Raw genomic sequence first — 16,555 nt, forward strand, 5'->3', positions numbered from 1 at the left:
TTATGATTTAGTTATAGCCGGGATTTTGTTTCAGTTTTGCATTCTGCTGTATTTCCACCAATGGAATTGGGAATAAGGTGTTTTTTGAAGTAGCTGCAGATTTTGCAGAAATTTTATGCAAGGCATCAACCAAAACTGTACCGCCCTGGCGCACCAGGTCAAACCAGCGGTGGCCTTCCTGTATAAACTCTTTTCTTCTTTCCAGAAAGATCGAATCCCTGAAAGCAGCTTGGTTAAGGCCCGGTGTTAAGTTGGCTATTTGAGCACGTGTTCGTACCTGGTTTATTGCGGTGTAAGCATCGCTAGTTGGCCCACCGTTTATTTCATTTAATGCTTCTGCTTTCATTAGCAATACATCCGCGTAGCGTAAAACCGGGTAATTAACGCCACTTAAACTTTGTGATGATAAAGGGCTAAGACTATAATCAACAAACTTGTTAAAATATGGCGTGTAGGCATTGTTATATACTACATTTTGCCCTGTAGCGGCATTGTAAACGGTATTGTAGAAAGTAACTGATCTGCGGGTATCATTGGCACTAAATAGGTTATATAAGCTAGTATCTACAGGTATATCAATAGGGAAGGTGCCAGTATTGAATGAGGTGAAACTTTCGCTCAGGTATTGTGTGCTGTTTGCTTCGCCTAAATTGGTTTCAAACTGTACCGAGAAAATGTGTTCAACACCATTCTTGGTTGCTTTCTGAAAAGCATCATAATAATTAGGGAACAGCGCATACCCATAGCCACCGTTTATAACCAAGTTAAGCTGGGTAAGGGCATCCGGCCAATCCTGTTGTGTTAAGTATACCTTAGCTAATAAAGTGTGCGCGGCACCCGAGGTTGCACGACCTAAATCGGTAGAACTATATGATTTAGGCAGATTGGTAGCATCTTCTAAATCGGCAATAATCTGTGTATAAACATCAGCAGCGGGCGTACGTGCAGTCAATAAATTATCAATATTGGTGCTGTTGGGGTTATGCAATACTAAAGGCACATCGCCATACAGGCGTACAAGATCAAAATAAAGTAAGGCCCTGATAAATTTAGACTCCCTTACCAAACGCGCACGTAATGTGGTGTCCATTTGTATTGTCGGGACATTATCTATAGCGATATTAGCACGGTTAATGCCATAATATAATTGCTGCCAAACCTTTTGCACACGGCTGTTTGCCGATATATAGGTTTCAGTACCCAACGCTCTTACATCGGGGTTGGTATTGCTTGGGCTATATAGCTGGTTATCGCTGGCATTTTCTACTAACAGATTTAATTGCCTACCGTACAGCGGGAAGTCACCTGCAGGGTCGCTGTTTAATGTGCTGTAAACAGCATTTACAGCCGATGTAGCATCAGATGTGGTTTGATAAAACTGAGAGGATACGATAACTGATTTTGGGTCCTCCGATAACTTATTGCAGGATGTTAGCCCAACGACTGAACCGGTCAGTAATAATATAATTTTATATGGTGATATATTTTTCATTTTGTTGTGTTATGGATTTAATTAAAAAGTGACGTCAACGCCCGCTAAAAATGTGCGTACAGCAGGGTAGGTGCCATAGTCAATTCCCTGTTTGGTATTATCGTTGTCGTAAAAGTTTACTTCCGGATCTAGTCCGCTGTATTTAGTTATGGTTAACAGGTTTTGGCCGGATACATAGATCCTTAATTTCTTTGCTCCAATTTTTGAAGCAAGGTTGTTGGTAAACGTGTAGCCTAATGATGCATTTTTAAGTTTTAAATATGATCCGTTTTCTACATAGCGGTCAGTTACCTGTGGCACCGGCGAGTCCGTAGCGCGTGCAACTGTACCATTTGGATTTGTTGGGCTCCATCTGTTTAATAAAGTTGCCGATGCATTTTGGGTAAGTGTTGGGCGCTCTAAAGTTTGCTGCAACAGGTTGAATATTTTATTGCCGTATGACCCCTGGAAGAATACTGAAAGATCAAACTGGTTGTAGCTAAATGTATTGGTGATACTACCTGTAAACTTAGGCTGGGCGCTACCAAGGCTGTGTTTATCGGCGGTGGTAATTACCCCGTCGTGGTTGTTATCTACATACCTGGTATCACCTACTTTTTGAGGCACACCATTTAAAAGCGGTACGCCTTTAGCAATATCAGCAGCGGTCAATAACCCCTGGGTTGAGTATCCCCAAAAAGTACCAACCGGTAAACCAACCTGTACAATTACTGGTGATACCTGCCCCGTTGGTGCTACAGGAAAATAACTGCTAACACCTGGGCCCAAGCTTAATACCTTGTTACGGTTTTCGGCAAACTCTATGTTGGTTTTCCATGAGAAATGATCCGTTTTTACGTTATCAGTATTAATACCTAACTCAATGCCTTTATTTTCAACACTACCCACGTTTTCTAGCTCACTTGCATAACCTGAGTATAAGGGCAATGGTACGTTAAGTAAAAGATCGGTAGTTTTTTTATAATAAGCGTCGAACGTAAGGTTAACCCGGTTATTAAACAAACCAAGATCAAGGCCGGCATCATATTGTGTAGTAGTTTCCCATTTAAGGTTAGGGTTATCTATTTGTACAGGTGATATACCCGTTACCAGCTTACTGCCAAAATAATAATTGGTTGGCGCTAATGCGGCTAATGAGCTATATGGTGGCACCTCTGAGTTGCCTGTTTGCCCTGCACTTACCCTTAGTTTTAAACTGCTGATGTCCTGTGCCAGTGGTTTAAAAAAGTCGTTCTTATCAATGTTCCATGAAAAGCCTGCTGATGGGAAATAGCCCCATTTATTATTGGCCCCTAACTTAGATGAGCCATCCGCGCGTGCAGAAACAGTTAGGTTATAAATATGCAGATAAGAATAATTCACCCTTGCCAAATAAGAATCCAAAGCTTGGCTGGCAAAGCTTGATGTTGGCAAATTAGCCACACCTGCATAAGAAAGATTATTGTAAGAGGTTAAATCATTCGGGAATTTTTGGGCAGATGCTGTTGATGATGAAAAACGAGTGTATTGAGTGGTATAACCCGCCAATATGTTTAAAAAGTTGGTGTTGTTAAAGGCATGATCATAAGTAAGCGTGTTCTCATTCAACCAGCTTAACTCATTACCATTCCCTATTGATGCGTAACCTTGATCGGCATATCCACCAGATGTATTCGATGGCGCGTAATAATCCTGAACAGTATTTAGTATATCAACTCCGGCGGTTACTTTTAAAGTAAGGTCGGGTAGTATCTTATATTCACCGGCAACATTACCTAATACACGTGTTAATGTGGTAGTGTTGGTTGTGGCAGTTATATCCTGTAATGGATTAGTTGGTGTGGCAATATAGGGGCTATTAGTATAATAACTACCATCTGGATTTGTTATTGGCGATGTTGGTGGGGTTAGCAATAAGGTTGCAAATGCATTGCTAAAGTTAATGCTGTTGTATGCACTACCTACAAGCTTGTTTTCTATCGACTGGCTGCCAAAAACGTTGGTTGATATTTTAAACTTGTCGGTTACATTTTTTTCATAATTAACCCTTGCAGAATACCTTTTGAACCCGGTATTTAAAATAGTACCCTGTTGGTCAAAATAATTACCTGATATCAGGTAACGGGATTTTTCATCACCGCCAGATATAGATAACTCTCCATTATATTCAGGTGCATTCCTAAGCGCGGCATTTTGCCAGTTTGAACCTGTTCCTAAAGCAGCTAACTGTGCAGGGGTATAAGTTGGTGCAACACCATCGCTTAAGTTTATATCGTTTACTAATGATCCCCATTGTGAGGCATCTAACAGATCAAGTTTTTTAGCGATGGTCTGATCGCCAAAATAACTGCTGAAGTTAACATTGTTGGTGCCTTTTTTTCCTTTTTTAGTGGTGATGATAACCACACCATTGGCACCATGTGAACCATAAATAGCAGTTGCCGAAGCATCTTTTAATACTTCGATGGATTCAATATCACTCGGATTGATGGTAGATAATGCGTTTACACTGGTACCGTTTGAGCCTACGTTCGCATAGTCGTTATCATTATAAATAATAAAACCGTCTATCACATAAAGCGGTGCATTACCAAATGAAATGGAGTTACCGCCACGTACCCTGATGGTAGCGCTACTGCCCGGCTGGCCGGAATTTTGTGTAACCGCTACGCCAGATACTGCACCCTGTAGCAAATTATCAAATGAGGCGGCAGGTTGATTTAAGATGTTTTTTGGTACTGATCCGATAGCACCTGTCAGATCACTTTTTTTCTGTGTACCGTAGCCCACTACAACTACATCGTTCAGTTGGGCAATGTTTTCGGCAAGTTGTATGTTAACCGGGCTGCCATTGGCAACAACTTCCTTGGTTTTATAGCCAATAAAGCTTACTACTAAGGTGTAAGGTAGCTTTTGGCCGGTAACAAATGTAAAGTGGCCATTTGAACCTGTAGTTACCTCGTGGGTTACGTTTTTTATACGCAGGGTAACACCGGCTATGGGTTGTTTGCTAACGCTGTCAACAACGGTACCTTCAATTCTTGAGTTAATTACAGGCACATCTTTTTGCTGCGCGAGGGCAGAGAAAGGTATAATTAAGAATAAAAGAGCTTTTAAAAACTTATTTAGTACGTGTTTTGCATGGATATATATTTCCATATATTTAAATGTTTTATGTTAATGATTCAATTCGTTCGTAAAACTTTGATGATCAGTGTGTGATTCGCAGTCGTTGCTGATCCATCATGTAATTAACCGGCAAGGCTTCCTTGCCGGTTTGTTTTTATAGGTAAATTTAAAGGGCCATTTGTATCTTCTTAATTGTAATGTAAGGACTGTAAATTGCACATGCCATTGCCTAAGCAAATCGCACTCATGTAACAATAAATAAATTTTAAGGTGGAGGTTGGTATTTTAGCAACAACAACAGGCACAACACATCCGCTGTACCGGGGCGGTACTCAAAGCGGTTAATGTATTAATGTAAAAATGTAAAAAAGCTTTCATTGCGTTTGTTCTACGCAGCAAATATATAAAATAATTTAAATATTCTAGTAAATGTGTAGATTTTATAGAATATGTGCGATGTAAATCGAATTTACATTCAGATTCAGCTCAAAAAAATCAAAATAGTATCAAATTTATATCTTATATATGGCTATAAATGCTGTTTCCCTACCAAATCTTCATAAAATGTAGCAGCGTTTTAGTGTGTATGCGAAATCGTAGAAAATGGAATAATCCATTCATTTAATTGTTTCATCTACAATTATAATTTATATTTTTACGTTGCAAGCCAATTGTAATATGAAACCAAAATTATACTTGTTATCACTATTGTTGATATTTTCCTGTATTAAATCACAAGCCCAAACAAGCGTTAGCATAAGCTTTCCTGCCGACTCAGGATCAGTTAAAATAAGTAAATACATCTATAGCCATTTTGCCGAGCATTTAGGCCGGGGAATATATGATGGTTTTTATGTCGGCGATACTTCCAAAATACCCAATACCCACGGTGTTAGAAATGATGTAATCGCGGCATTAAAAAAAATGAAGATCCCGGCCCTTAGGTGGCCTGGCGGCTGTTTTGCCGACACTTATCATTGGAAAGACGGTATCGGCCCTAAAGATAAAAGACCATCTATAGTAAACCGCTGGTGGGGTGGCACGGTTGAAGACAATAGCTTTGGTACCAACGAATTTTTAAATATGTGCGAACTGCTGGGTGCTGAACCTTACATCTCTGGTAATGTGGGCAGTGGTACTGTTCAAGAGCTGTCTGACTGGGTCTCTTATGTAAGTTCTGATAATAAAAACCCGATGTCTGACCTGCGCCGTGCCAATGGGCGCGATAAACCATGGAACGTAAAGTTCTGGGGCATCGGTAATGAAGCCTGGGGTTGCGGCGGCAATATGGCGCCTGATTATTATGCAAACGAATTCAGGAAATACTCCACCTTTATGCCGGGATCTGACAATACCACCAAAATTTACAGGATCGCTTCCGGAGCGAATTCTGATGATTATAACTGGACAGAAACTCTTATGAAGCAGATCCCGCTAAACCTGATCGAGGGAATCGCTCTGCACTATTATTCTGTTATTGATTGGGACCACAAAGGTCCGTCAACCAAATTTAATGAGCAGCAATATTTCACCACCATGAAACGCGCCCTGTTTATGGATACCCTGATCACCAAACATTCCCGTATTATGGATAAATATGATCCGAAGAAAAAAGTCGGCTTGGTGGTAGATGAATGGGGCGGCTGGTACGATGTAGAGCCGGGCACTAATCCGGGTTTCCTGTTTCAGCAAAATAGCATGCGCGATGCCATGATCGCGGGCGTAACCCTAAACATATTCAATAACCATTGCGACCGTGTACGTATGGCTAACCTGGCACAATGCATCAATGTATTACAAGCGGTTATCCTTACCAGTGGCAATAAGTTAATACTTACGCCAACTTACTACGTAATGGAAATGTACAATGTGCATCAGGACGCTACTTTATTGCCGATAACTATTAATAGCGATGATTATGTGTTAGGTAATGAAAAGTTGTCGGCTATTTCTGTATCTGCATCAAAAGATAAAAATGGCGTGGTACATATATCGCTTGTAAATATTGATCCTGACCATGTGCATAAGATAAAGCTTAACCTTAACGGCAAAAAATTTGCTGCCGTTACCGGAAGGATACTGGTTTCAGCCAAAGTACAGGATTATAATTCCTTCGATAACCCAGGAAAAATAAAAACAGTAGCTTTTAACGGAGCAGCTTTAAAAGGAGATGGCCTGGATGTGAGCCTGCCGGGTGCATCGGTAGTGGTACTTACATTAAATAACTAAGATGAAACTGATCAAATATACAATGCTATTGGTTATGCTGTTTGCAATGCAAATAACAATTGCGCAGACCGATAACACATGGAATGGTAAAAAATGCGCAGTTGTATTAACCTATGATGATGCGATTAATGTTGATTTAGACAACGTTATCCCCGCGCTTGACTCGTTGGGTTTTAAAGCGACATTTTACCTGATAGGCTCATCGCCGGTAGTTAATTTAAGGGTTAATGAATGGCGGGCAGCAGCAAAGCACGGGCACGAATTGGGTAATCATTCTCTTTTTCATCCATGTGATGGTAGTTTGCCCGGACGTGGGTTTGTAACCGCGGATAATGATCTAAGCAAATACACCGTAACCCGGGCCGTGAATGAGATCAGGGTAAATAACACCTTACTAAAAGCTATTGATGGTAAGGACCTGAGGACCTTCGCTTATCCATGTGGCGATCTGACCGTATGCGGACAATATTTTTATGATCAACTGGCAAATGAGTTTGCTGGCGCGCGCGGGGTAATGCCGGGATTACAAACTATAGATGAGGTAAACCTAACAAATATTGAATGCTATGGTATCAACGGGCAATCCGCCGGTTATATGATTGATCTGGTGAAAAAAGCCATGGAAACACATACACTGCTTGTTTTTCTTTTTCATGGCGTAGGCGGCGGGCATAGTATCAATGTTTCCCTTGGTGCCCACAGCGCGCTGCTGCACTATTTGAATCAGAACAAAAAATATATATGGATAGCGCCTATGGTACAGGTAGCGTCATATATAAAAAGCCATCAAACTGTCGCCTCTGGCAAAACAAAATAAATGTTTTTGTTATTATATTATTAGGTATTAATTAAAATATATAATACTTAACTTAGTATATACCAATTATAACATACTATGACTACACTCGATAAAATTAAATTTTGGGGTGATCATCACAATCCCAAATGGCTGGTGTTTTTTAGAATTGCACTTGGCCTGGCGCTTGTTTGGAAAGGCATCGCGTTTATATTAAATTTAAATGTACTTGCCGATTTTCTGCACGATACCGGCTTAACGGAGAGTATAAGTGCTTCGGTATCTATCTCAGTATTAGCAGATTTGATTATCGCGCTGCATCTGATCGGTGGTATTTGTATTGCTTTCGGTTTGCGTACCCGCTTGTTCTGTTTGCTTAACTTACCTGTTTTATTAGGGGCCGTATTTTTGATAGGCCTGAAAGAAAGCGTTTTAAAGCCCTATTCCGAAATATGGTTATCCATAATAGTACTTATAGCAATTATTGGGTTTCTAATTGAAGGCAACGGGCAAATCGCGGTTGAACACGAGGCACGGGAAACAATCACCTAGATTCCCGTTTTAAATCCAGTAATTTCCACCCATTTTGCAAGGTCTTTTTCGCAAGAATAGGGCCTTTTTTATGTCCCTAAATTCCAACCCATGCTGTACTGTACCACGGTACAAGTGGAACAGGTGGTACACTTGGTACACTTTTCGCCCCAAAAACGCCCGAAATGACCCTGAAAAGGTGGTTTTTACATTGGTTTTAGAGTGATTTTTTACTGAAAAACACCCATTTTATGCAAAAAAAAGATTAAAAAATGATATTTTTTGCTTGTTTTTCGTCAATTTTTGGTGAAAAAATACGTGTTTTTATAGCTTTTGGATTGCGTTTTGGCACAGATTGAAACAGCAGTACATGTCATTTTTACTGGTTTAAGAGTTAGCACCGCGCTCTTAAATCAAATTATAAAATGAAGGACTCCGTCCGGGTAAAGACCGCGATAGCTATTGCACCGTAAAGCTTTTCGTTTCGTACGCCAGACGGAGTCTTTGTTTTTCATGCCGGGTTTAAGAGTGCGATGCTAACTCTTAAACCAGTGGGGCTTTGAAAGTATTTATTGATATGTATTAAAAAGTCCCCTATGCTGGCGCAAGCCCAATGTCATTAAGTTAAGCCCCACCTAAATCCTCCCCGGTAGGGAGGACTTAAAAAAAACAAACGCGGGCGAAGCTAAAGTCTCCCCTTCCGGGGGAGATTTAGAGGGGGCTATATGCTTGGCGCCCCCTTAACTTAATGACATTGGGCGCACGCATTCTGCGTATACTGTCTTCAGATTTAGCCGGAACGCGATTCCAACCCGTACATCCCTAACCGATTTGCTTATGTTACTTATCGGATGTTTTGCCCATGGCATATTCTATACCACCCAAAATATGTTTCAGGTAAAGCGGATCGGTGTATGATTCATCGGTATGGCCCAATTCAGTATAAAAAGCCCGGCCACCATCATAATTATGATACCAGGCCATAGGGTGGTTATCACCCATTTTAGCAGGGCCGGCATCATAACTTTTTTCATCAATTTTAATCAGCACATGCAAGTCGTTTGCCATCCACTTAAAATTGTACCACTCATCTTTTCGTTTCCAGTGCCGGGGCAAATGCCTGGTGGCTATATTGGTCGAATCTACCACATCCAACACGGCCTCCTGTTGGGATGGATGGGCACTAAAATATGCGCCAGATAGGTTGCCGTACCACTGCCAGTCGTAACAACAATCAGTAGCGGCGTGGATGCCTACATAGCCGCCACCATGTTCAATGTATTGCATCAACGCGTTTTTTTCGTCTTCTGTAAATAACGCCGAGGCTTTGCCGGTGGTGCTTAAAAAAATAATAGCCGCATACTGTTTTAAGTTAGCCGGTGTGAATTTTGAGGCATCCGACGTGGTATCAACGCCAAACTGATTTTCAAGCCCCAATTTTTGTATGGCAATATTGCCTGCGGCGATACTTTGATGATGATAACCCGCGGTTTTGCTAAATACCAATACTTTTAACTGCTTATGCAGATCAAGCAGCCCGGAATGGGCGTCAAAATTGATAGCGCGTGAATCATGGGTTGTTGCCACCCTAATAGGCGAGGCGCATAACAGGCCACCCCATGTCAGCACAAGCGCAAGTAGTGCCGGCCTTAAGTCTTTCTTGTTCATAAATTGATTTTGGTTATAAACGGTAAGCCGTCGGTTACTGATTTTATGCAAATCAATAAAAGACGATTAAAAATTCATTAACAGATGATTAACATTAGCGTTGCTAAGTTGTGAAAAAAGCGGCAATATTCAGCCCGTGGTCAGTGTTTTTCATAAGTGTTCGAAAGATGAGATTTGCTTTTTTTCAAATGAATTTTTTATAAAAAGAGAGGGGTGTCATGCTGAGGCACTCGAAGCATGAGCGTAAAGGCCTTTGCCCACATGCTTCGAGTGCCTCAGCATGACACCCTTTTTAAATCTTCCGAACACCTATAGTGTTTTCACCGCACCACCTTCACCGTCCCTTCAGTTGGCGTAAGCGTGCCGGATGTGCTGCCTTCTAACTATTTTCGACCCTCTTTCCGGCTTGCCGGAGAGAGGGTCGAACAGCGCAGCGCATTCGCGGTGAGTCAGTTGTACACCTAAAAACTATACAAATTATCACCCCCATTGGCTTAAAAACTTACCAAAAGGCTCTTTATACTGTTCACCCACAGGGATATTTATGGTGTCGATTTGAACGGTGTTCCGGGTAATGGACTTAATTTTATCAAGCGAAACTATAAATGAACGGTGTATGCGCATAAAACGTTTCGCGGGTAATTTTTCCTCTAATGCCTTAAGGCTGGTAAGGGAAAGTATTGGCTTTTCGCTGCTCGTTAACCACACCTTTACATAGTCCTTTAACGATTCTATATAAATAATATCATTCAGCGCTATACGCACCAGGTGATATTCAACCTTTAAAAATAAGTATTCATTTTCAACTGTATTATTTTCCGCTGTTGGTTTGCTGTCGGGGCGGTTAACCAATTCATAATAGGCCAGCGCCTTGTTGGCTGCCCGCGAAAATTCTTCATAATTAAACGGTTTTAACAGGTAATCCAAAGCATCAACTTTATAACCTTCCAAAGCAAACTGGTTATAAGCGGTGGTAAATATTACACGTGGTTTATGGGTATTGCTGTGGTCCAGTATGCGGGCCAGCTCAATGCCGTTCAAATCCGGCATTTGAATATCTAAAAATATCAAATCAATTTTTTGCAGATGCAGATCCTTCAAAGCAGCTATTGAGCTTGAATATTTACCAACGAGGTTTAAAAATGGAATTTGCTCAATAAATGAACAAACCAACCCAAGGGCTAGTGGTTCATCATCTACGGCTATGCAATTCAATATCATTACAGGTTGAGCGTTAAGTGAATAATATATTCGTTAGTTTCAGTCGAGGTATTGATCAGCAATTCGTGCTTGCCCGGGTAAAGGATTTCCAACCTGCGACGGGTGTTCTCAAGGCCAATGCCTCCATATTCATCAACTGGGATATTGGGGTTCTTAATTATAGTATTTTTCACCTTCAGTTTTAGCTGGTTGTGGTATTGGGTAATCTCAATATCTATTTCACTCGGTTCGTTTACACTGGTGCCGTGTTTAAAGGCATTCTCTACAAAAGGCAAAAAAATCATTGGCGCAACAGGTATATCAACCAGGTTTTCAGGTTGTTCAAATTTAATCTTTACTATGTCGGTGAGCCGCAATTGCATCAGGTTTATAAAATCTTTAATAAAGTTAATCTCCTGGCTTAATAGCGTATGCGATTGCTGGGCTTCATACAATAAATAGCGCATCATCCGTGATAATTGGTGAATAGCCGCGCGTGAAGTTTCTGCATCAACATAAGTTAGCGCGTAAATATTATTAAGGGTATTGAAGAAAAAATGCGGATTTATCTGGGCCTTCAAAAAGGAGAGTTCCGATGATACCTTCTCCTGTTGCAGCAACAGGTTCGATTGCTTATCGGCCTGCCATTTTTGTATGGCGGTTATACTGGTACCTATACCCAAAACTAAGGCAATAATGATGAAATCCACAACATCAAAATGGGAATGCTCATCAGGCCGGTGATGCCCCTGGTGCCTGAAGGCCGCCTGCATTAGTGCCGGAAGATCAAGCCATTGATCTGAATACTTATTAACGAGTAAAAAGGCAGTTATAGTTAGGACAATGAAAAAGAAATAATAACCCGTGCGACTTTTAAGTAAAAAATTGGGCATCAGGATGCCTGAATTAATATAATATGCACCTGCCAGCAGGCATAGGGCAATTACTTGCTTTATCCACAATTGATAAGGCACGGGAATATCGCCCGTTAAAGGCTGGTAAAAAAATATAGCCAGACCAAATACGCCCCATACCAGCACATGGATAATGATGGCGATAAACCGGCTATTGTTTTTTTGAATGATCATGAGGACAATAGTACAAATGATTGCGACTTACAGCAATTAAAACCGATAAGGACTTACTCTTCACCGATAAAGGCAAAAAACTAATCTATAAAGCGTCGCTGCTCATAAATATAAAACTTTAAAAGTATACAAAGTGTGCTCCGTCTATGTTTTAGTGGTGCCCGTCTATTTGATTCTTTGCCTTAAAAACAAACAGGCTTTTTTGTAGCATGAAGATCAGATACTTTTTATTTGCACTGCTACTATTGGCTTTAACACAAGCTGATGCGCAAACCGGCCGGTTAATTAAGGGTACAGTAACCGATTCAACTAAACTTTCGGTTATTGGCGCTACGGTTAAATTATTAACCGGTACGGATAGCCTGGTGACCACTACTGATGCTAACGGCGCTTTCGCTTTCGCGGCTGTAAAAGCAAGCCAGATTAGCTTGGTGGTAAGCTCAATCGGTTATGATCCTATCCGTCGCCGCATTATGTTGGATAATGCTACCACGCCGGTTTATTTGAAGCCGATCGTACTTAATATTTCCACCAATACATTAAATACGGTAAACATTACCGCCATTAACCCGGTAAAAATTAAGGAGGATACGGTGGAATTTAACGCCGCCGCCTACCCGGTAAGGGATGGCGCCATGGTTGAGGATGTAATTAAAAAACTACCCGGTGCCGATGTGGACAAGGATGGCAATGTAACCTTCCAGGGTAAAACAGTAAGCAAAGTAAGGGTAAATGGTAAGGACTTTTTTGGGGGCGATATCAAAACAGCTACCCAGAATTTACCCGCCAACGCGGTATCAAGCATACAAATGGTAAACGATTACGGTGACCAGGCAAACATCACCGGCATCAAATCCGGCGAACCTGAAACGGTGCTAAACATCAACGTAAAACCCAGCTTGAACAATGGTTACTTTGGCCAGGTGAGCGGCGGAGATGGTCGCGATGCGATACCGCAGATTGACGGTACAAAAGACGACAACCGCTACATAGGGCAGGCAAACTTGTTTAGTTTTAGCGGGGATAGACAGATAGCGGTTTTGAGTAATTTTAATAATACCAACACCAGCCTGTTCAATTTCGGCCCTCCGGGAAGCCAGACGCCTACTAACGGTATTACCACCGCGCAGTCTATCGGCCTTAACTACCGCGATTCCTGGGGCAAAAAAATCACCGTTTACGGTAGCTATAGTTACTCCAATAATTCGGTGAACCAGCTAACATCTACCATACAAAATAACATCTCGGTAACCGACCCCACTACTAATACCTCCAGCAGTACCGAGCACGATTCGAAAAAGAATCACCGTTTTACTTTCAACATGGAGTACAAACCCGATACCCTTAACTATATAAAAATAAGCCCGTCTTTTTCATACGCGGGAGTTAATACCACTGCCAGCGGCTCAAATATGCTGGCGAATGATACGGCTACGCTATCTAACTACAACTATAAAACTTTAAGTAATTCATCAGCCCCCAATTATGGTATAAATGTATTGTATAACCACCGCTTTAATAGCCACGGCAGAAACTTTAGCGTTGATGTAGGTGCAGGCAGGTCGACAAGTGAAGCCTATGATAATCCGGTTTATACCTATATCAATACCGCCGCGACCGCACCTTTAGATCAGTTCATTAATACCAACAGCCATACTGACACCATCGGGACATCGGTTTCTTATATCGAACCTTTAGGCAAACATTCTTACTTTGAGGCCAACTATAAATATCACCGTGCCTATACAGCTGCCGATAAGGAAACGGATACCCTTACCGATGCCGGTATTCAAAATAATTATCCCCTTTTAAGTAACGATTATAATTTTACGCTTACCACTAACCGGTTTGGATTAAACTACCGTTATATTCAAAAAAAGTTTAACTACGTGGTAGGCGTGGTTGCACAACCAACATTATTGCAGGGTTATTCGCCTACCACCGGTTTGCTAACCAGTAACAGTACATTTAATTTTACACCCGATGCGCATTTTGTTTATAATTTCTCGCGTTCGCAAACCTTGAGCGCCAATTATACGGGTACCAGCAATGCCCCAACCTATAGCGAGCTGCAACCCGTAACCGATTTTTCAAATGCGTCATATCCTATCACCGGTAACCCATATTTAAAACCGGAGTTTAACAATACCTTCTCGCTGCGTTATAATAAGTTCAATTTTGAGAGCGGCAATGTGTTTTTCAGTAATCTGTCTTTTACCCAAACTGATAATAAGATCGTATCTAACACCATTACTTACCCGGCTAATTACACGCCCGATACAAAGTTATCCAACACCGTAGCAACACAATATTTAAATGCCGCGGGTTATTATTCAGCATCAGGCTTTTATGTGTTTGCCAAACCTTTCGATAACCGTAAGTATAATTTATTCTTCATCGGTAACATTGCCTACAATAACAACATTTCCTACATCAGCAGTGTTGATCCTACAACGTTTGAAGAGACAACTGAAAAAAATATCGCTAAAAACCTGGTATATACCCAGGGTGTGCGCTTCCGGATCGATATTGCCGATGTGATTGATGCGGAACCAAATACCAGTTACAGCATCAATTCCTCTAAAAATTCACTGAATCAACCGGGTATCAATGACAATTTCAGAACCTGGAGCCTTGGGCTTACCGGCAAAAATTATTTTTGGAAAGACTGGACATTCAGCTATGATTATACTAAAACACTATATTATGGCTACCAGGGCTCAACCAACCCCAACATCCTGAACACTTACGTTGAGCGGAGATTCCTGAAAAGTAAATTAGCATCATTTCGTCTATCAGCATTCGACCTTTTCAACCAAAATACAGGCTACACCAGCACACAGAACGGTAATTATATCACCCAAACAAACGTGAATAGGTTAGGGCGTTATTACCTGCTGACTTTCACCCTCCGTTTACAAAAGAACGCCGGAAAAGGTCAGGGAGATCATGGGCCGGGTGGCCCCGGTGGTGGCCCTCCGCCGGGAGGTGGTCCTGGCGGTCCGGGCGGCCCTTCGGCTGATTAGGTGTTTTTGCCGATATGAACTATCTTTAATTTCTCGTCGCTGCAAAGTATTCTGAAATCAGAACAAAGAACTCGGACTTTATTTGATTATTGCAGCTTTTCCATTTGCATCCAGCGTTTCAATTACCGGTTGGTTATCTTTATTGATATAGATTCTCAGCCTTGGTTTTCCGGTAGAATCCTGCGAAAACAAATGCATTTGCGCTTATTTCTTCGCCTCCACCAAAACCTCGGTATTTAAGCGAACATATTCGGTAACTTTAGCTGTCTGCGCGGCCGCGATGCCTTCCTGCGCTGCCTTTATGGCGGCAGCTTTATCGCCAAGTCGTAATTCCACCCTTGCCAGCCATAATTTAACAACCATCGGCGGGAAACCCGGTGCCGTTTGCAGAGCCAGTGCCCATGGTAAGGCTTTAGTCATATCCTTATTATTGTTCCAGTAATAGATTATGGCGTCATAATAAGGTTTTTTGTCAGTTTGCATAGCCGAGTCTATTCGGGCCATCACCCTTGCATCAATATCTGTTGTCAGATGGATGGCAAGCGCGGTATGCTCCCACAAAAGGTTTAGGTCGGCACTGGTTGGGAACACATTAGTGAATTGCAAAGTAAGGGTTTCCACGTTTTCCTGTATTTTCACAGCCTTCACCGTAAAACGCAGGTAATCGTCGGCAGCGTTATAATCATAGGCACCCCACTGCTTAGCGGTTTTGTTTAGGATGATGGTCCACTCATCCTCGCCTGGGATACTGAAGAGGCCATAAGTGCCTGCGGCAACTTTATGCCCCTCCAGTGTTACATCATCAGTAAAAGTAATGGTGGTGGCTGCATTTGCGCCGGTACGCCATACCGCGTTGTAAGGCTCGGTATAGCCAAATATTTTACGGCCTTTTACATTGGGGCGCGAATAAGTTAAGGTGATTTTACCCAGGCCAAAATCCTGTATAATGGTTTGGGTTGAGCTTGGCGCCGGAGTAAGCTGTGCAAAGCTATTATAGCTGAATAGCAAACATGCTATCATAAAAAACAGCAATAGGTTCTTTTTCATGTTGAAAAGGTTTTATGATTTTAAATAAAATTACGGTTTACTAATTTAAAAATACCTGTTCACATCGCAAAGCAAATAATTTCGCCCGCAAAACCCTGAAACCCAAAAACATTCATGGCATCTCCCATGTAAATCACTTTTGATAATTTTAAGTACTTTATGAATGACTTTAATCTGCAAAATAGGGTGCAGGCCCTGTGCGATACCTTTCCCTGGAATAGGGAAAGGAGGAGGATAGGGTAAAATATGCGACTAGCTTTAAAAATGACTTCTCTGCACCCTCTCCGCAAAAGAAAATAAATACTCCTAAAAAGAGTAAATTGCTCCATTCAGGTATCATTAGCAACATTTACTATTTTTGTGCGTAGAA

10 protein-coding genes are annotated in these 16,555 nt (G+C 41.5%); 4 read left to right on the forward strand and 6 right to left on the reverse strand.

Going from position 1 to position 16,555, the window contains the following annotated elements; translation table 11 throughout:
• Window positions 1–7: 7 nt before the first annotated feature.
• Together GSQ74_RS14440 and GSQ74_RS14445 are read right to left on the reverse strand one after the other, a co-directional pair.
• The gene (locus GSQ74_RS14440) at window positions 8–1,492 is read right to left on the reverse strand and encodes a RagB/SusD family nutrient uptake outer membrane protein (RefSeq protein ID WP_158994451.1); all 1,485 of its coding nucleotides are present in this window, start codon (window positions 1,490–1,492) and stop codon (window positions 8–10) included.
• 21 nt (window positions 1,493–1,513) lie between these two features.
• The gene (locus tag GSQ74_RS14445; RefSeq protein ID WP_158994453.1) at window positions 1,514–4,630 is read right to left on the reverse strand and encodes a TonB-dependent receptor; all 3,117 of its coding nucleotides are present in this window, start codon (window positions 4,628–4,630) and stop codon (window positions 1,514–1,516) included.
• A 648-nt stretch (window positions 4,631–5,278) separates the two neighbouring features.
• Between GSQ74_RS14445 and GSQ74_RS14450 the strand changes: the two genes are divergently transcribed.
• The 3 genes from GSQ74_RS14450 to GSQ74_RS14460 all read left to right on the forward strand — a co-directional run bounded on the left by GSQ74_RS14450 (window position 5,279) and on the right by GSQ74_RS14460 (window position 8,177).
• Complete coding sequence (locus GSQ74_RS14450; RefSeq protein WP_158994455.1) at window positions 5,279–6,829, forward strand: alpha-N-arabinofuranosidase; 1,551 nt, start codon at window positions 5,279–5,281, stop codon at window positions 6,827–6,829.
• 1 nt (window position 6,830) lies between these two features.
• A complete protein-coding gene (locus tag GSQ74_RS14455) occupies window positions 6,831–7,646 on the forward strand; it encodes a polysaccharide deacetylase family protein (RefSeq protein ID WP_158994457.1) in 816 nt (271 codons plus the stop codon).
• A gap of 78 nt (window positions 7,647–7,724) precedes the next feature.
• Window positions 7,725–8,177 carry a DoxX family protein gene (locus GSQ74_RS14460; RefSeq protein WP_158994460.1) on the forward strand — a complete coding sequence of 151 codons (453 nt, stop codon included), beginning with the start codon at window positions 7,725–7,727 and terminating at the stop codon, window positions 8,175–8,177.
• An 819-nt stretch (window positions 8,178–8,996) separates the two neighbouring features.
• On the opposite strand, the gene GSQ74_RS14465 is transcribed toward GSQ74_RS14460, so the two are convergent.
• The 3 genes from GSQ74_RS14465 to GSQ74_RS14475 form a co-directional block, all read right to left on the reverse strand.
• Complete coding sequence (locus tag GSQ74_RS14465) at window positions 8,997–9,824, reverse strand: ThuA domain-containing protein (protein ID WP_158994462.1); 828 nt, start codon at window positions 9,822–9,824, stop codon at window positions 8,997–8,999.
• Between the two features lie 480 nt (window positions 9,825–10,304).
• On the reverse strand, window positions 10,305–11,045 hold the full coding sequence (locus tag GSQ74_RS14470; protein WP_158994464.1) for a LytTR family DNA-binding domain-containing protein: 741 nt from the start codon (window positions 11,043–11,045) through the stop codon (window positions 10,305–10,307).
• Window positions 11,045–12,112 (reverse strand): sensor histidine kinase, encoded by a 1,068-nt coding sequence (locus tag GSQ74_RS14475; RefSeq protein ID WP_158994466.1) that lies wholly within the window; start codon window positions 12,110–12,112, stop codon window positions 11,045–11,047. Before GSQ74_RS14475 ends, GSQ74_RS14470 begins: the two co-directional genes overlap by 1 nt.
• Before the next feature lie 209 nt (window positions 12,113–12,321).
• On the opposite strand from GSQ74_RS14475, the gene GSQ74_RS14480 reads away from it, so the two are divergent.
• Window positions 12,322–15,138 (forward strand): TonB-dependent receptor, encoded by a 2,817-nt coding sequence (locus tag GSQ74_RS14480; protein WP_158994468.1) that lies wholly within the window; start codon window positions 12,322–12,324, stop codon window positions 15,136–15,138.
• A gap of 204 nt (window positions 15,139–15,342) precedes the next feature.
• On the opposite strand, the gene GSQ74_RS14485 is transcribed toward GSQ74_RS14480, so the two are convergent.
• Window positions 15,343–16,185, reverse strand: coding sequence for a DUF2911 domain-containing protein (locus tag GSQ74_RS14485; protein WP_158994470.1), 843 nt, complete (start codon window positions 16,183–16,185; stop codon window positions 15,343–15,345).
• Window positions 16,186–16,555: the final 370 nt, after the last annotated feature.

Source organism: Mucilaginibacter sp. L196 (genome assembly GCF_009765905.1).
Classification (GTDB): domain Bacteria; phylum Bacteroidota; class Bacteroidia; order Sphingobacteriales; family Sphingobacteriaceae; genus Mucilaginibacter.